The organism is Psychrobacter sp. H27, assembly GCF_059072655.1.
Genome location: NZ_JCACRX010000001.1, coordinates 1,088,785 through 1,109,663 on the forward strand (window position 1 = coordinate 1,088,785; position 20,879 = coordinate 1,109,663).

1 protein-coding gene is annotated in these 20,879 nt (G+C 50.3%); it reads right to left on the reverse strand.

Annotated features, from left to right (window positions below):
• Window positions 1-57: 57 nt before the first annotated feature.
• On the reverse strand, window positions 58-20,820 hold the full coding sequence (locus AC5JPY_RS04310) for a Calx-beta domain-containing protein (protein ID WP_493852190.1): 20,763 nt from the start codon (window positions 20,818-20,820) through the stop codon (window positions 58-60).
• Window positions 20,821-20,879: the final 59 nt, after the last annotated feature.

Consider the following 20,879-nt stretch of genomic DNA (forward strand, 5'->3'; position numbering starts at 1 on the left):
TGATCCAATGGCGTTTTGTAGAAGATAAAAGTCAAACCCCGTACTAGTTGAATAGACCTATATAATAATATTGGTCGTAATATCAGTCTGAATCAACAGATCGTGCGTTCCATTGGTATCCGAGAAGCTATAAACATCGTAGCTAATACCATCCTGCGATACAGTAGTATTTGTATCCGTCCATTCATCGGTCAACGATACGCTATCAGAACTATCACCATTGATAATCAAATCTTTGTTAGTAAGTACCGTATCATTGATAATATCAAGCACATCATTAGTGGACAGATTGGTAAGCGCTTGAGCGCCATTACCTGTCAGATTAATGGTTTCAATACTCTCAAACTTAGTTGAATCAAAAGTACCGAAGTCGATTGTCGTTCCTGCTACGTTAATGAGCAAAGTGTCGTCGTCATCACCACCATTGATGAGTAGGTCATCAGCGTCAAACACTATCGTATCATTACCCGCTCCGGCATCAATCGTATCTGCGCCTGCACCGCCGTTAATTGTATCATTGCCAATGCCGCCATTAATTATGTCGTTACCAGCATCGCCATTCAGGACATCGTTACCTGCGCCACCACTGATAGTATCATTACCGATGCCACCGTTAATGGTATCGTTACCGGCATTGCCAGTTAAAGTATCATTTCCAGCATCACCATTAAAAATATCGTTTCCACTACCACCGACAAACAAATCATCGCCTGCGCCGCCAGTATATTTAAGCGCAGACGTCTGATTTACTGAAATCAAAGCATCATCGTCAGGGGTGCCATTGAATACTAAAGTAGGCGCTACATCGATATTAATGGTACCTGGGTCTGTGACAAAAGTATCTCCATTGCCCGTTTCAACTGTTTCTAATGTAATGGTCAGAGGACCAACATAAGATGTCGCCGATTGTACACGCAAATTGTTAATACTTTCATAAGGTACTCCTTCGATAACGTAGGTTTGTATACTGGCATTCCACGTTACGTTCAATGGCGCGCCATCTCTGGTTGTTACCTGTAGTACATCACCATACAGGTTGTCACCAGTCACGATGATATTAACGGTTTCACTGCCATCAATATCTTCCATTGCAGCATTTAAGTTGAGCGTCGTCCACTTACCTTGGAAACCAACTAAGGTAGATGGATTGAATACGATTTCATCGGCCACAGGTGTCACATCTAAGGTCACTACAAGCGGGGTACTAGCCAAACCGCTGTCACTGATGACGCTGACTTCGATATCTGAAACCGTTCCACTGACATTCTCAGGCGCTTGAATAAAGATATTGTCCAGCTCACCCACGTCACCACGATTGATGTTGTTTAGCTGACTGGCATTGATTGACCATGAATTGTTGTTATTGCCACCTGAGACGCCATTGTTACTGGCTAGAACAGTGTCTCCTGCAGTATTAACGTAATACACCAGATAACCATTAGGCACCTCGTCTAAAGTGACCGCTGCTGCATCGTCTCCTTCATCCACTCTATTTATCTGATAAGGTATGGCTATGAGTGTATCCTCATCGCCCGTTGCAGTAACCATTAAATCATCATCTCTATCCAAAATAGCCAATACATCCGGCTGTGCAGCAACTGCGATATCGTAGCTGTGCTGATACGTGATGACTTTACCATCAACCGTGTCAGGAACATTGGTCACTTCTTTATGAGCAGCATTTACAGTAATGGTAGCACTACCATCAGCATTCGCAGCAGGGGTATATTGAACAGTGACGCTACCAGGAGGATTAACTAAGTCTCCAGCACCATTATTTAGATCAACTACATAGTCGCCATTATCGTCTGGTGTCAACTTTGTACCATTATATTCTAGTGTTCCAATACCGCCTGTGCCTGTCTGTAGCCCTACTTCATTTATCTGGATATAAAGCTTGCCATCAATAAGAGAGACGTATTCACCATCTGCACTGTTGGTGAGATCAATGACAATATCCACTTCGATATCTTCATCGGTTGAAACCGTTGAAGTTTGACCATCATTGTCGAAAGGATCAGTGCTTGGTGTTATCTCTACATTAACATCGTCAATTCTCAAATTGTCTTCTAGACCCCGATCGTTCAGCGCAGTGAATTCAACATTAAAACTGAGCTCTTGACCAACATTAGCCTCATTGGTACTAAAGTTTTCAGGTGGCGTCAAAACAACATTACCTAGCGCTTGATTAGGTGTTAGGTTCGCACTGGCTTCAACGCTAACAATCCACTGACCTGCGACTTGCTGTACACTTACGTCTGGATTACTACTACTCAACACTGTGCCTTCAGGTAGATCAGTTAGTAAGAAGCTATAAGCACTAACTACATCTGGATTGCTCAACTCAGCATTGATCAAACTAGACAATAAAATAGCAGCATCTTCTGACTGAGGCGTAGGAGTAACATTGAGCGTATCGATCAAATCAACCGTTCCAGGATCACCGCCATTCCCGTCTCTCGTCAAGGTAATAGGGAATATACCTACAACAGTCGCTTCACTACCATTGATGCCCTCTCCATTGATATCCTGTGTGACACCTACTACAGTGACATTAAAGCTGTCTGCAGGAATATCGTTAGTGTTTGGGTTGCGAGCCAATACCAGTGTGTACTCTGGCGCTGAGTCGGTAATGGCCGTATCTGGTACGTCGACATACCAGGTACTACCCGCTAGGATACCACCTTGTACAATAATACCATCAGGGACGTCGCGAACCTCTAAGCGAGTAAACAACTCAGACCCGTCCTGGTCAGGTGAGGATATGGCGACAATCGCTGACGCCGTATCGTCTGTACCATTATTATTGATGCTGCTGTCGGTCACATTTACGCTTATCGTTGGTGTGTCAGTCACTGCTTGGAAAGTAACATTTACCGCTTTGCCAGTAATGACTGATGACGTTGTGGTGATGGTTGAACCATCTGGTAATGTAACCGTGTCAGTATATGTGTAGCCAAAAGGTATGGTGACTGAAGTGTCTAGGTGTTCCACGCCGTACATGACTTCTACTTTATCGGTAGCGTCAAAGACATAGTCTTGATTTGCTAGCTGCTCTGTGACCAATGCTTTATTTTCATCAGTATAGTCCACATCAGTACGATCTCCGTAAACAGTGACCGTACCATCAGCCTCTGTTACTCTTAACATAAGGCCATTACGGATAGGGCCATTACTGAGAATGTCATTACGGATAAGGTCTTGCCCTTTGATAACCACACTCTTAAGTGATTCTTGACCTGTCGTGAGCGCACCCTGATCATTCGTGGTGAATGCTGCAGTGAAGTTAATGGTTTCCCACACATCCTCTGTCGCTAGCACTTGCGGGTTATTGACTACCCCATCAGCAGCATCAGGTGTAATTAGTACAGAGACAGCTTTAGGGTCATGGGTGACACTATTACCTGATATTGTTTCAGTGGTCGTTCCTGTAATAGTAAAACCAACTTCACCAGCAAAGTTTTCAGGCGTCGTCAGTTTTGCTGAGCCGTTTTTGAGAGCGTCTAAAGACACAGACCAGCTACGAGTACCTTCACTTTCACTACCGCCTAAGAACACAGCTCCCGTGATACCAAACCCTACAGGCACCCCTGTCACTTTATAAGTCACCTGCTCGGCTGCTGGGCTACCAGCGTCGTAAGCGGCAATATTGGCAGCATCAGCAAAAAATGCTGATAATGCTATGCTGTCATTGCCAGCGCCTTCAATACCAACATACGTATAATCTTCGGTAACAGACTGCCCATCGCTATCCACTATCGTTGCGGTTTCAGTTGCTAGATCGTCATTTATAATAAGATCTGCTAGACCAACGACACTAATAGGTAAGTTCAATGTCGCGCTAGAAGCACTGATGTTTCCATCGCTCTCTCTACTGACTGCCGATACTTGGAGATTGACTTTGCCGCTATAGTTTTCTGCTGGTACAAAGTATAAATCGCTCACTGTATTGGTGTAATTAGCTATGGTTACTGAGCCCCCAGTAGTATCCAACAGCGTCAGTGTCCCATCATTATCGGCATATAACTGAGCGCCTAGCGGAATGTCTGTAATAGTGACGTCATAAGATTCTGATCCATCATCGTCACGTGAGCTTGGGCGGATGTTCAAAGGAATACCATCGGTAGGAACAACAACTGCAACTGATGACCCATCACGATTATTACCACCGCTAATTGCCTGATCCTCTAAACCTGTGGCAGGATCGACTCCTAGCGTAACTTGGTCAGCTACACCTGCAACTGTGAAAGTTAAGTAACTCTCACCACTCGTTACTGGCTCGACACTAGTATCTGTATCTTCATCATAGTCGATAGTCACAGCTTCTACTTTGACTGCTGTCTCAGCAGTAGCCGATACCGAAGTGACTGTATAATCGCTATAGTCTTGCGGTGGGGTCACAGTAACCGTATTCAGATAAGCGGCTGGGATATCGACACCCGTCCCATTATCTGTAAGCGACAAGGTATTACTACCGTTGTTATAGGTAAATACGGCGCCTTCAATGGCAGTAAACACACCATTGTCTCTACTACCAAACGTCAGATGAGCATAAGTCTGCTCAGAATCATTGAGGGCAGTAGTATGGCTTTCTTCTCCAAAATCAACCGTATCATCTTGGTTTGACCAGTTATCGAGTAATCTGAATGTACCGTCAACACCAAGGTCAAATGCAGCGTCTTCTTGCGCTACAGCAGTGTAAGTGTAGTCTGGATTAATGGTTAAGTCAGGCGTACCATCACCATCAATATCACTACCCACAACTTCGGCTACAGGCGTGATGTTAATCGTTTGGGTTAATGTGGTTGTTTCACTGATAGCAACGGCTACATCTCCATCATCATCCAAATCTGCACTGGTTACTTCAAAGTCGATATCAGTATCTGTTGAAGACTGCGCAGGTGGCGTAAGCGACAAGCTACCCAAGTCAGAGGTGTCGGTAATAACAATCACCGTACCGCCACTCGCGCCTACTGTATCGGTGGTACCATCGTTATATGTCCAACCTTCAGGCAAAATAAACCGAATTGCAGTGATGATTTCGGCAACAGCTGAGCTGCCGTCTTGGTCATCAAGTACTGCAAAATTAAACTCATCAAGTGTGAAGGATGTGTCTTCAGTTGTACTAACATCATTCGCTACTACTTGACCAGCAACAGGTGCCACGGTCAGATTAACGTTAACAGTATCGATTAGCTCAACCGTTTTATTTCTTGGAGATGAGTCAGTATCGTGGTCTTGGGTAAATAACGACACGGTAATATTACTCATATCTTGTGAGTTATATTCAGCTGATGTGATGCCAATTTGCGGCTCTGAGCCACCATTGACTCTCAAACTAGTAGATGTCGGTGCGGCAGCATTAACACCAATCAATACCTGACCGTTGGTATCAACAGTATACTCGGTCACCCTACTACTACCAGCAGGTATAAATGAGACAACAGCATCTGGCTGTAATCCGCTAATTACGAAACCATAGGTCTCTAGACTTCCACCTCTACCCACTAAGTCACCAAAATTGGTGGTGATTGGTAAATCAACAGATTCGCCTTCATTTACAGTGACCGTTAAGGTATCTCCCGTTACCTCATTCTGGTCATAGCCAAAGGTACTATAGTCAATACTATTATCATCATTAGGGTTATTATTCGCAGCATTATTATCTTCAGTATCCGTCACAGCTTGGACTTCAATATCAATAGTGACGGTACTCTCTGCACCATCCACTCCTGCAAGGATATTACCACTGTTATCAACTTCATATTCTATCACTGACATCTCAAAAGAGATGTTAGTAGCATCATCGGCAGGTGGCGTTAGTGTCATCGCTTCAAATTCAGCACTGGTCATGGTGATGGTTGGTGTGCCTGCATTATTGATTATTTGGTCATTAGTCAAATAATCACTTAATAATATGGTGATGTCAGCACCAGTTGATGCATAAGTATTACCCCCATAGTTTAGGGTTGCACCATCTGGTATATCCGCTAAGGTAATCAAGCCAATACGTTCAGGGTTGTCAGTAGCATTCCCTATGCCATCTAAATCCGCATCATCACTAATAACAGGTGCTTGTAAACCTAAGCTAGCGGTAGTGTTATCTTCGTCAGTTGATAATGCAATATCATCACCAATATCTGGCGCATCTGATACTGGATTGACGGTGATAGCCAGTGTCTCTGTACCGCTTTCTGGAGTTGCGGCATTAGGACCATTATTGACAGCAATAGTGACCACTGGTACGGTGCCGCTAAAGTTTTCAGCAGGATCAAAGGTATAGCTTCCATCATTATTTATGGTCAGCTCACCAATGATAAAGCCGTCTATAGTGACGCTAGTAACATCACCTACGTTGAAGGTCCCCGTCATACCAGCAACAGTATAACTATCGACAGTTAACTCTGTATTGGCATCAGCATCTGCAGTATCGTTTGCAAAAATACCATTGGCAGCCGCCACTGATAATACTGTATCTTCATCGGTACTATCAGTATCATCTACAAGCGCGATACTATCATCAGTACCTGTAATGGTCACTTCAATGTAGCGAAGCTCACTGGTACTGATTTCGTTACCATTAGCAGTATTGGTGATACCTTCATTATCATTGACTTGTACGGCATAACGAATGGTGATGGTTTCCCCTTCAGGAAGGAAATCAATGACGTCAGCATCAGCATTAATACTCCAGCTACCCTCTTCAAAACTGCCTGCATTATTATCTGCTTCAAATATACTTGATAAGGCTGCTTTTTGAACATCTGTTAATGGATTGGCATTGGTGAAGGTTGTGTTGTTTGAGTCATAGACATAGATGTTTTCTGCCGCGATTTCACTAATCGTCGGCTCATCACTGTCATCAGTATCCGCAAAGCTAAGGGTACCCGTTCGAATGATAGCAGTACCATCAGCATGCTCGGTTATTGCTGCAGCAGTTTCGATGATGTTGTTACCGTTCGCAACGTTAGTGATGACAGGTCTATCGTTAGTACCATTGATAGTCACAGTCAAAGTGGTCGTACTGGTATCACCATCAGCATCTGTGATGGTGTAGTTGAAGGTTTCGGTTAAAGGTTCATCATCGACAGCAAGATATTGTACTGCATCGTTATCAAGATCGTAACTGTAACTGCCATCTGCATTGAGCGAAAGCACACCATAGTCACCTTGTGTACTTCCGCCTACTGTACCCGTCACCGTGGTAGATGTAACTGATTCTATCGCCGTGACAGATGTTGCGTCTGCCCCTAAACTGTCGGCGACATCTGTTGCAGCGGCACCTGTAGCCGTGAGCACGTTACCTGTTACTTTGTCTATTTCTTCAGTAAGGCTATTAGTATCTGGATTGGCAGTAGGCGCGGTATCAATGATACGAATATCTAACGTGTCAGATGAAGTCCCACCTGCACTATTGATGAGATTGACAGTAAACTGGTCTAATACATTGTCACCAGCGGTGTTGTGCATTTCAGCACTGCCATCTTCGGTATATGCATAAGTGAGCGAGCCTGTGGCCGAGTTGTAATCCGTAATAACCAGTTGGCCTTCGCTACCATTTATAATCACAGGATTAGCAGCGGTGGCTGTGGTCACATCGACACTGTTGATAGTCAGCGCTGCGACACTTTGCGGGTTAGTGATATCGATAGCGCCAGTCACATTGTTACCTGTGCCTTCAACCACGCTGTTATCTTGTGGTGTTGTGGCTGCATCTGTATCTTCAATAGTGACGGTTGGCGCTATATCATTGTCAGTAATGGCGGTGGTAACACTTGCTTGCGTGCTATCAATACTGGCATTGAGTGATGGATTAGATAAAGCGATAGTATAGTTCTCAGAATTTTCAAACAGGGTGTCGTCAGTAATAGCAACCGTTACCGTTTTGGTTACCTCCCCTGGTGCAAAAGTCAACGTACCTGAGTTTGCACCATAATCAGCCCCAGCAGTGGCTGTACCATTACTGGTGGCATAATCAACCGTCACAGCCGTTGATGATGGGTTGGTTAAGCTAACGGTATAAGTGACCGTACCAGCATCTTCATTTACTAAAGTAGCACCAACAATTGAAACAACAGGCGCATCATCGTTATCAATGATGGTACCAGTCGCTGTGCTTGGCGTGACCTGATCAGTTGCACTTGCCGTAAGCGTAATGGTTTCATTCGGCTCATCAATATTGTCATCCACAGTAGGCACACGCACGATGATACCATCCGTGCTATTAGCGGGAACATCCACACTAAAGGTACCATCTATAGCAACAGTAACCGTGCTAAAGGTGTTGCCACCATCTAAGCTTACTTCAACAGACATATTCGTGTCTGTGCCAAGTACCGCTGTACCATTCGCTAACGTCAGCGCTACTGTTGTATCAGACTCAGATAGGTTGCTCAAATCAACGGTGAACTCAAGAGTACTCCCCTCAACCACACTGTCTCTAGTGACAATTGCAGTCGGCTTATCACCTGCTTGAGGTGTACCGTCTACCGCATCTTCGTCTAAAATAGTGCCAGTCGCAACAGCACTATCAATGTCTGCATTATCAGCACTAGTGACCACAAAGCTGAGCTGCTCACTGCTCTCAAAGATATCATCATTATTAGTAGTGACGATAATAGCAGGTGCTGTTTGGCTTCCTGCAGGAACTTTGAGCTCAAGTATAGTACTACCATCTAAAACTTCTGCTATGACCGTAGCATCGGTAATAACCACTTGATCACCAGTCGCATTGATATAGATAATCGAAGCAATATCTGCCGCTTCTACGTCACTACTTGGATCAACTGTCACTTGCACTGTAGTGTCAAAATTACTTTCACTATCTTGCTCAACCGTAAAGCTCAAGACATTGTCCACCCCTTCAATCGATTGCGCATCAGTGGCAGCAATGCTAACGCTCGGTTTGTCGCCCTCGTTGACGGCGCCGTCTGCTGCATTTTCATCGAAGATGGTGGCGACATCAAAGGCGGTGCCAATGCTGGCGTTGATCGGATTGCTGATGCTCATGCTTAGGGCTTCTGAGACCTCATAGATGGCATCGTCAGTTGGGCTGATGGTGAACGTTGGCAGGACACTGCTGCCCGCAGGAATGGTCACGCTAACCCCAGCAATGGCGTCCGCCACGCTGATGGTTTGCGTGCCATTGGCATCGGTAAAGGTGATGCTGTCAATGTCGCTGCCATCACTATCGCCAAGCACTAGGCTTGCGGTGACGGTGCTGTCTTTGTCCGTTGCGCCCGTTTGGCTGATACTAAAGACGATGCTGTCGTCTGCCCCTTCGGTGGCGCTATCACTCACCGCGGCAATGCTCACCGCAGGAATGGCATCTAAAGCATCGATGATGGTGCCAGTGCCACTGTCATTGCCAATGGTAAGCTCGGTGGTTTCATCGTTCTCAAGGATGGCATCATTGAGCACAGGATAGCTGACGGTAAAGTCGGTCACCCCAGCAGGGACGGTGATGGTGCCATCATTATTGTTGATGACGCCGTTGCTAAAGATGAGAGCAGCAGGGTCGCTACTGTAATCATTGCCATCTGTGGCGCTATTACCTGCCAAGTCAAAGTCATAGGTGACATCCGCTTCGGTGACGCCATTGACGGTAACTTGGTGAACCAGAGTGTCCCCTTCGGTGGCGCTGGCATTGCCCACGCTAACGCTCGGTTTGTCGCCCTCGTTGACGGCGCCGTCTGCTGCATTTTCATCGAAGATGGTGGCGACATCAAAGGCGGTGCCAATGCTGGCGTTGATCGGATTGCTGATGCTCATGCTTAGGGCTTCTGAGACCTCATAGATGGCATCGTCAGTTGGGCTGATGGTGAACGTTGGCAGGACACTGCTGCCCGCAGGAATGGTCACGCTAACCCCAGCAATGGCGTCCGCCACGCTGATGGTTTGCGTGCCATTGGCATCGGTAAAGGTGATGCTGTCAATGTCGCTGCCATCACTATCGCCAAGCACTAGGCTTGCGGTGACGGTGCTGTCTTTGTCCGTTGCGCCCGTTTGGCTGATACTAAAGACGATGCTGTCGTCTGCCCCTTCGGTGGCGCTATCACTCACCGCGGCAATGCTCACCGCAGGAATGGCATCTAAAGCATCGATGATGGTGCCAGTGCCACTGTCATTGCCAATGGTAAGCTCGGTGGTTTCATCGTTCTCAAGGATGGCATCATTGAGCACAGGATAGCTGACGGTAAAGTCGGTCACCCCAGCAGGGACGGTGATGGTGCCATCATTATTGTTGATGACGCCGTTGCTAAAGACGGGGGCGTTGCTAAAGTCGGTGGCCTCGGTGGCGCTATTACCTGCCAAGTCAAAGTCATAGGTGACGTCCGCTTCGGTGACGCCATTGACGGTAACTTGGTGAACCAGAGTGTCCCCTTCGGTGGCGCTGGCATTGCCCACGCTAACGCTCGGTTTGTCGCCCTCGTTGACGGCGCCGTCTGCTGCATTTTCATCGAAGATGGTGGCGACATCAAAGGCGGTGCCAATGCTGGCGTTGATCGGATTGCTGATGCTCATGCTTAGGGCTTCTGAGACCTCATAGATGGCATCGTCAGTTGGGCTGATGGTGAACGTTGGCAGGACACTGCTGCCCGCAGGAATGGTCACGCTAACCCCAGCAATGGCGTCCGCCACGCTGATGGTTTGCGTGCCATTGGCATCGGTAAAGGTGATGCTGTCAATGTCGCTGGCATCACTATCGCCAAGCACTAGGCTTGCGGTGACGGTGCTGTCTTTGTCCGTTGCGCCCGTTTGGCTGATACTAAAGACGATGCTGTCGTCTGCCCCTTCGGTGGCGCTATCACTCACCGCGGCAATGCTCACCGCAGGAATGGCATCTAAAGCATCGATGATGGTGCCAGTGCCACTGTCATTGCCAATGGTAAGCTCGGTGGTTTCATCGTTCTCAAGGATGGCATCATTGAGCACAGGATAGCTGACGGTAAAGTCGGTCACCCCAGCAGGGACGGTGATGGTGCCATCATTATTGTTGATGACGCCGTTGCTAAAGATGAGAGCAGCAGGGTCGCTACTGTAATCATTGCCATCTGTGGCGCTATTACCTGCCAAGTCAAAGTCATAGGTGACATCCGCTTCGGTGACGCCATTGACGGTAACTTGGTGAACCAGAGTGTCCCCTTCGGTGGCGCTGGCATTGCCCACGCTAACGCTCGGTTTGTCGCCCTCGTTGACGGCGCCGTCTGCTGCATTTTCATCGAAGATGGTGGCGACATCAAAGGCGGTGCCAATGCTGGCGTTGATCGGATTGCTGATGCTCATGCTTAGGGCTTCTGAGACCTCATAGATGGCATCGTCAGTTGGGCTGATGGTGAACGTTGGCAGGACACTGCTGCCCGCAGGAATGGTCACGCTAACCCCAGCAATGGCGTCCGCCACGCTGATGGTTTGCGTGCCATTGGCATCGGTAAAGGTGATGCTGTCAATGTCGCTGCCATCACTATCGCCAAGCACTAGGCTTGCGGTGACGGTGCTGTCTTTGTCCGTTGCGCCCGTTTGGCTGATACTAAAGACGATGCTGTCGTCTGCCCCTTCGGTGGCGCTATCACTCACCGCGGCAATGCTCACCGCAGGAATGGCATCTAAAGCATCGATGATGGTGCCAGTGCCACTATCCGCCCCAATGGTAAGCTCGGTGGTTTCATCGTTCTCAAGGATGGCATCATTGAGCACAGGATAGCTGACGGTAAAGTCGGTCACCCCAGCAGGGACGGTGATGGTGCCATCATTATTGTTGATGACGCCGTTGCTAAAGACGGGGGCGTTGCTAAAGTCGGTGGCCTCGGTGGCGCTATTACCTGCCAAGTCAAAGTCATAGGTGACGTCCGCTTCGGTGACGCCATTGACGGTAACTTGGTGAACCAGAGTGTCCCCTTCGGTGGCGCTGGCATTGCCCACGCTAACGCTCGGTTTGTCGCCCTCGTTGACGGCGCCGTCTGCTGCATTTTCATCGAAGATGGTGGCGACATCAAAGGCGGTGCCAATGCTGGCGTTGATCGGATTGCTGATGCTCATGCTTAGGGCTTCTGAGACCTCATAGATGGCATCGTCAGTTGGGCTGATGGTGAACGTTGGCAGGACACTGCTGCCCGCAGGAATGGTCACGCTAACCCCAGCAATGGCGTCCGCCACGCTGATGGTTTGCGTGCCATTGGCATCGGTAAAGGTGATGCTGTCAATGTCGCTGCCATCACTATCGCCAAGCACTAGGCTTGCGGTGACGGTGCTGTCTTTGTCCGTTGCGCCCGTTTGGCTGATACTAAAGACGATGCTGTCGTCTGCCCCTTCGGTGGCGCTATCACTCACCGCGGCAATGCTCACCGCAGGAATGGCATCTAAAGCATCGATGATGGTGCCAGTGCCACTATCCGCCCCAATGGTAAGCTCGGTGGTTTCATCGTTCTCAAGGATGGCATCATTGAGCACAGGATAGCTGACGGTAAAGTCGGTCACCCCAGCAGGGACGGTGATGGTGCCATCATTATTGTTGATGACGCCGTTGCTAAAGACGGGGGCGTTGCTAAAGTCGGTGGCCTCGGTGGCGCTATTACCTGCCAAGTCAAAGTCATAGGTGACGTCCGCTTCGGTGACGCCATTGACGGTAACTTGGTGAACCAGAGTGTCCCCTTCGGTGGCGCTGGCATTGCCCACGCTAACGCTCGGTTTGTCGCCCTCGTTGACGGCGCCGTCTGCTGCATTTTCATCGAAGATGGTGGCGACATCAAAGGCGGTGCCAATGCTGGCGTTGATCGGATTGCTGATGCTCATGCTTAGGGCTTCTGAGACCTCATAGATGGCATCGTCAGTTGGGCTGATGGTGAACGTTGGCAGGACACTGCTGCCCGCAGGAATGGTCACGCTAACCCCAGCAATGGCGTCCGCCACGCTGATGGTTTGCGTGCCATTGGCATCGGTAAAGGTGATGCTGTCAATGTCGCTGGCATCACTATCGCCAAGCACTAGGCTTGCGGTGACGGTGCTGTCTTTGTCCGTTGCGCCCGTTTGGCTGATACTAAAGACGATGCTGTCGTCTGCCCCTTCGGTGGCGCTATCACTCACCGCGGCAATGCTCACCGCAGGAATGGCATCTAAAGCATCGATGATGGTGCCAGTGCCACTATCCGCCCCAATGGTAAGCTCGGTGGTTTCATCGTTCTCAAGGATGGCATCATTGAGCACAGGATAGCTGACGGTAAAGTCGGTCACCCCAGCAGGGACGGTGATGGTGCCATCATTATTGTTGATGACGCCGTTGCTAAAGACGGGGGCGTTGCTAAAGTCGGTGGCCTCGGTGGCGCTATTACCTGCCAAGTCAAAGTCATAGGTGACGTCCGCTTCGGTGACGCCATTGACGGTAACTTGGTGAACCAGAGTGTCCCCTTCGGTGGCGCTGGCATTGCCCACGCTAACGCTCGGTTTGTCGCCCTCGTTGACGGCGCCGTCTGCTGCATTTTCATCGAAGATGGTGGCGACATCAAAGGCGGTGCCAATGCTGGCGTTGATCGGATTGCTGATGCTCATGCTTAGGGCTTCTGAGACCTCATAGATGGCATCGTCAGTTGGGCTGATGGTGAACGTTGGCAGGACACTGCTGCCCGCAGGAATGGTCACGCTAACCCCAGCAATGGCGTCCGCCACGCTGATGGTTTGCGTGCCATTGGCATCGGTAAAGGTGATGCTGTCAATGTCGCTGGCATCACTATCGCCAAGCACTAGGCTTGCGGTGACGGTGCTGTCTTTGTCCGTTGCGCCCGTTTGGCTGATACTAAAGACGATGCTGTCGTCTGCCCCTTCGGTGGCGCTATCACTCACCGCGGCAATGCTCACCGCAGGAATGGCATCTAAAGCATCGATGATGGTGCCAGTGCCACTATCCGCCCCAATGGTAAGCTCGGTGGTTTCATCGTTCTCAAGGATGGCATCATTGAGCACAGGATAGCTGACGGTAAAGTCGGTCACCCCAGCAGGGACGGTGATGGTGCCATCATTATTGTTGATGACGCCGTTGCTAAAGACGGGGGCGTTGCTAAAGTCGGTGGCCTCGGTGGCGCTATTACCTGCCAAGTCAAAGTCATAGGTGACATCCGCTTCGGTGACGCCATTGACGGTAACTTGGTGAACCAGAGTGTCCCCTTCGGTGGCGCTGGCATTGCCCACGCTAACGCTCGGTTTGTCGCCCTCGTTGACGGCGCCGTCTGCTGCATTTTCATCGAAGATGGTGGCGACATCAAAGGCGGTGCCAATGCTGGCGTTGATCGGATTGCTGATGCTCATGCTTAGGGCTTCTGAGACCTCATAGATGGCATCGTCAGTTGGGCTGATGGTGAACGTTGGCAGGACACTGCTGCCCGCAGGAATGGTCACGCTAACCCCAGCAATGGCGTCCGCCACGCTGATGGTTTGCGTGCCATTGGCATCGGTAAAGGTGATGCTGTCAATGTCGCTGCCATCACTATCGCCAAGCACTAGGCTTGCGGTGACGGTGCTGTCTTTGTCCGTTGCGCCCGTTTGGCTGATACTAAAGACGATGCTGTCGTCTGCCCCTTCGGTGGCGCTATCACTCACCGCGGCAATGCTCACCGCAGGAATGGCATCTAAAGCATCGATGATGGTGCCAGTGCCACTATCCGCCCCAATGGTAAGCTCGGTGGTTTCATCGTTCTCAAGGATGGCATCATTGAGCACAGGATAGCTGACGGTAAAGTCGGTCACCCCAGCAGGGACGGTGATGGTGCCATCATTATTGTTGATGACGCCGTTGCTAAAGACGGGGGCGTTGCTAAAGTCGGTGGCCTCGGTGGCGCTATTACCTGCCAAGTCAAAGTCATAGGTGACGTCCGCTTCGGTGACGCCATTGACGGTAACTTGGTGAACCAGAGTGTCCCCTTCGGTGGCGCTGGCATTGCCCACGCTAACGCTCGGTTTGTCGCCCTCGTTGACGGCGCCGTCTGCTGCATTTTCATCGAAGATGGTGGCGACATCAAAGGCGGTGCCAATGCTGGCGTTGATCGGATTGCTGATGCTCATGCTTAGGGCTTCTGAGACCTCATAGATGGCATCGTCAGTTGGGCTGATGGTGAACGTTGGCAGGACACTGCTGCCCGCAGGAATGGTCACGCTAACCCCAGCAATGGCGTCCGCCACGCTGATGGTTTGCGTGCCATTGGCATCGGTAAAGGTGATGCTGTCAATGTCGCTGGCATCACTATCGCCAAGCACTAGGCTTGCGGTGACGGTGCTGTCTTTGTCCGTTGCGCCCGTTTGGCTGATACTAAAGACGATGCTGTCGTCTGCCCCTTCGGTGGCGCTATCACTCACCGCGGCAATGCTCACCGCAGGAATGGCATCTAAAGCATCGATGATGGTGCCAGTGCCACTATCCGCCCCAATGGTAAGCTCGGTGGTTTCATCGTTCTCAAGGATGGCATCATTGAGCACAGGATAGCTGACGGTAAAGTCGGTCACCCCAGCAGGGACGGTGATGGTGCCATCATTATTGTTGATGACGCCGTTGCTAAAGACGGGGGCGTTGCTAAAGTCGGTGGCCTCGGTGGCGCTATTACCTGCCAAGTCAAAGTCATAGGTGACGTCCGCTTCGGTGACGCCATTGACGGTAACTTGGTGAACCAGAGTGTCCCCTTCGGTGGCGCTGGCATTGCCCACGCTAACGCTCGGTTTGTCGCCCTCGTTGACGGCGCCGTCTGCTGCATTTTCATCGAAGATGGTGGCGACATCAAAGGCGGTGCCAATGCTGGCGTTGATCGGATTGCTGATGCTCATGCTTAGGGCTTCTGAGACCTCATAGATGGCATCGTCAGTTGGGCTGATGGTGAACGTTGGCAGGACACTGCTGCCCGCAGGAATGGTCACGCTAACCCCAGCAATGGCGTCCGCCACGCTGATGGTTTGCGTGCCATTGGCATCGGTAAAGGTGATGCTGTCAATGTCGCTGGCATCACTATCGCCAAGCACTAGGCTTGCGGTGACGGTGCTGTCTTTGTCCGTTGCGCCCGTTTGGCTGATACTAAAGACGATGCTGTCGTCTGCCCCTTCGGTGGCGCTATCACTCACCGCGGCAATGCTCACCGCAGGAATGGCATCTAAAGCATCGATGATGGTGCCAGTGCCACTATCCGCCCCAATGGTAAGCTCGGTGGTTTCATCGTTCTCAAGGATGGCATCATTGAGCACAGGATAGCTGACGGTAAAGTCGGTCACCCCAGCAGGGACGGTGATGGTGCCATCATTATTGTTGATGACGCCGTTGCTAAAGACGGGGGCGTTGCTAAAGTCGGTGGCCTCGGTGGCGCTATTACCTGCCAAGTCAAAGTCATAGGTGACGTCCGCTTCGGTGACGCCATTGACGGTAACTTGGTGAACCAGAGTGTCCCCTTCGGTGGCGCTGGCATTGCCCACGCTAACGCTCGGTTTGTCGCCCTCGTTGACGGCGCCGTCTGCTGCATTTTCATCGAAGATGGTGGCGACATCAAAGGCGGTGCCAATGCTGGCGTTGATCGGATTGCTGATGCTCATGCTTAGGGCTTCTGAGACCTCATAGATGGCATCGTCAGTTGGGCTGATGGTGAACGTTGGCAGGACACTGCTGCCCGCAGGAATGGTCACGCTAACCCCAGCAATGGCGTCCGCCACGCTGATGGTTTGCGTGCCATTGGCATCGGTAAAGGTGATGCTGTCAATGTCGCTGGCATCACTATCGCCAAGCACTAGGCTTGCGGTGACGGTGCTGTCTTTGTCCGTTGCGCCCGTTTGGCTGATACTAAAGACGATGCTGTCGTCTGCCCCTTCGGTGGCGCTATCACTCACCGCGGCAATGCTCACCGCAGGAATGGCATCTAAAGCATCGATGATGGTGCCAGTGCCACTATCCGCCCCAATGGTAAGCTCGGTGGTTTCATCGTTCTCAAGGATGGCATCATTGAGCACAGGATAGCTGACGGTAAAGTCGGTCACCCCAGCAGGGACGGTGATGGTGCCATCATTATTGTTGATGACGCCGTTGCTAAAGATGAGAGCAGCAGGGTCGCTACTGTAATCATTGCCATCTGTGGCGCTATTACCTGCCAAGTCAAAGTCATAGGTGACATCCGCTTCGGTGACGCCATTGACGGTAACTTGGTGAACCAGAGTGTCCCCTTCGGTGGCGCTGGCATTGCCCACGCTAACGCTCGGTTTGTCGCCCTCGTTGACGGCGCCGTCTGCTGCATTTTCATCGAAGATGGTGGCGACATCAAAGGCGGTGCCAATGCTGGCGTTGATCGGATTGCTGATGCTCATGCTTAGGGCTTCTGAGACCTCATAGATGGCATCGTCAGTTGGGCTGATGGTGAACGTTGGCAGGACACTGCTGCCCGCAGGAATGGTCACGCTAACCCCAGCAATGGCGTCCGCCACGCTGATGGTTTGCGTGCCATTGGCATCGGTAAAGGTGATGCTGTCAATGTCGCTGCCATCACTATCGCCAAGCACTAGGCTTGCGGTGACGGTGCTGTCTTTGTCCGTTGCGCCCGTTTGGCTGATACTAAAGACGATGCTGTCGTCTGCCCCTTCGGTGGCGCTATCACTCACCGCGGCAATGCTCACCGCAGGAATGGCATCTAAAGCATCGATGATGGTGCCAGTGCCACTGTCATTGCCAATGGTAAGCTCGGTGGTTTCATCGTTCTCAAGGATGGCATCATTGAGCACAGGATAGCTGACGGTAAAGTCGGTCACCCCAGCAGGGACGGTGATGGTGCCATCATTATTGTTGATGACGCCGTTGCTAAAGACGGGGGCGTTGCTAAAGTCGGTGGCCTCGGTGGCGCTATTACCTGCCAAGTCAAAGTCATAGGTGACGTCCGCTTCGGTGACGCCATTGACGGTAACTTGGTGAACCAGAGTGTCCCCTTCGGTGGCGCTGGCATTGCCCACGCTAACGCTCGGTTTGTCGCCCTCGTTGACGGCGCCGTCTGCTGCATTTTCATCGAAGATGGTGGCGACATCAGTGGCGGTGCCAATGCTGGCGTTGATCGGATTGCTGATGCTCATGCTTAGGGCTTCTGAGACCTCATAGATGGCATCGTCAGTTGGGCTGATGGTGAACGTTGGCAGGACACTGCTGCCCGCAGGAATGGTCACGCTAACCCCAGCAATGGCGTCCGCCACGCTGATGGTTTGCGTGCCATTGGCATCGGTAAAGGTGATGCTGTCAATGTCGCTGCCATCACTATCGCCAAGCACTAGGCTTGCGGTGACGGTGCTGTCTTTGTCCGTTGCGCCCGTTTGGCTGATACTAAAGACGATGCTGTCGTCTGCCCCTTCGGTGGCGCTATCACTCACCGCGGCAATGCTCACCGCAGGAATGGCATCTAAAGCATCGATGATGGTGCCAGTGCCACTATCCGCCCCAATGGTAAGCTCGGTGGTTTCATCGTTCTCAAGGATGGCATCATTGAGCACAGGATAGCTGACGGTAAAGTCGGTCACCCCAGCAGGGACGGTGATGGTGCCATCATTATTGTTGATGACGCCGTTGCTAAAGACGGGGGCGTTGCTAAAGTCGGTGGCCTCGGTGGCGCTATTACCTGCCAAGTCAAAGTCATAGGTGACGTCCGCTTCGGTGACGCCATTGACGGTAACTTGGTGAACCAGAGTGTCCCCTTCGGTGGCGCTGGCATTGCCCACGCTAACGCTCGGTTTGTCGCCCTCGTTGACGGCGCCGTCTGCTGCATTTTCATCGAAGATGGTGGCGACATCAAAGGCGGTGCCAATGCTGGCGTTGATCGGATTGCTGATGCTCATGCTTAGGGCTTCTGAGACCTCATAGATGGCATCGTCAGTTGGGCTGATGGTGAACGTTGGCAGGACACTGCTGCCCGCAGGAATGGTCACGCTAACCCCAGCAATGGCGTCCGCCACGCTGATGGTTTGCGTGCCATTGGCATCGGTAAAGGTGATGCTGTCAATGTCGCTGGCATCACTATCGCCAAGCACTAGGCTTGCGGTGACGGTGCTGTCTTTGTCCGTTGCGCCCGTTTGGCTGATACTAAAGACGATGCTGTCGTCTGCCCCTTCGGTGGCGCTATCACTCACCGCGGCAATGCTCACCGCAGGAATGGCATCTAAAGCATCGATGATGGTGCCAGTGCCACTATCCGCCCCAATGGTAAGCTCGGTGGTTTCATCGTTCTCAAGGATGGCATCATTGAGCACAGGATAGCTGACGGTAAAGTCGGTCACCCCAGCAGGGACGGTGATGGTGCCATCATTATTGTTGATGACGCCGTTGCTAAAGACGGGGGCGTTGCTAAAGTCGGTGGCCTCGGTGGCGCTATTACCTGCCAAGTCAAAGTCATAGGTGACGTCCGCTTCGGTGACGCCATTGACGGTAACTTGGTGAACCAGAGTGTCCCCTTCGGTGGCGCTGGCATTGCCCACGCTAACGCTCGGTTTGTCGCCCTCGTTGACGGCGCCGTCTGCTGCATTTTCATCGAAGATGGTGGCGACATCAAAGGCGGTGCCAATGCTGGCGTTGATCGGATTGCTGATGCTCATGCTTAGGGCTTCTGAGACCTCATAGATGGCATCGTCGACCACTGTGACATTAATGACTGGTGCCGAGCTCTGTCCTGCTGGTATTCTGACACTCGCTCCATTGATAAGAAAATCTTGGATATCATTTGCATTACTCAGAAATACAGTAACACCATCAATGTCAACATAACTAATAGAAGCAATATCTGCCAATTCGATACTGCTTGTATCACTAATTTTTACGTCAACTAAGGTGTTGAAGTTACTAATTTTGTTTTGTGATACAGCGAAAACTAACCCATTATCAATCCCTTCAATCGCTTGACCATCAGTTGCCACAATGCTGACCACGGGTATATCACTTCCTGTCATCGGATTGTTAGGATCGACCGGTGTACTACCATCAGTCGTACCATCATCATATACAGTCGTTTCTACAGTACTATTGGCAGTATCAATAGTAGCTCTGCCCGTGCTGACACTTGTGATCGCTACTTGAAAGCCTTCTGCTCCTTCATAGACATCATCATTGACAATCGGCACATCAAAATCAACAAAGGTCTGTCCAGCCGGAATCGTGACTGTCTGCGTGGCTGGCGCACTATAGTCATCACCATCAGCAGATCCAGGTGTGATCGTTATCGTAACTGTAGTATCTGTCTCACTCACTTTATCCAGACTGACTGTGTACAGCGCTGTATTCGCATTATCGGCAGCATCTGCTTCGCTTAGGTTCATCACTCCACTAAGACTCACTACAGAAGCAGGTTCAGCTGGCTCATTGTCATCATCACTGCCACTACTAATGGCTGCTACTAGACCCGCCAAGCCAAGTCCTGCTGCTGCAGGTATCCACCAAGGTATCGCAGCTGCTGCTATATATTCAGTGCCACCCAATGCCTGTCCTTCCACATCCCCTGTCTCTAGCTGCGTGACATAGTCATAAGTCTCACCAGTATCTGGAATATAGTAATAGTACTCACCATCTTCAGCGATTCCGAGCAGTGCACTGTCTGCCTCGTCGTAGAATCCCTCTATTATAAGATCACTATCTTTACCATCCTTCTCAAACGAGACATGCAAATCATTTTTTAGACGCTTAGTAATAATATGATTGGGTGCACGACCGATTGCCGTATCATGAAACTCGTAATTCACCTTGTCCACAGCTTTAATAATAGTAGGCTTTCCATCTTCAGTGACTACTTGTACTTGCGCGATGGTCTGAGTTGCATTGTTAGTTTTTACTATAATCGTGTTCATATTTTTTACCTTCTATTTTTTACCTTCTATTTTTCAATTCAAATAATATAGATTACGAT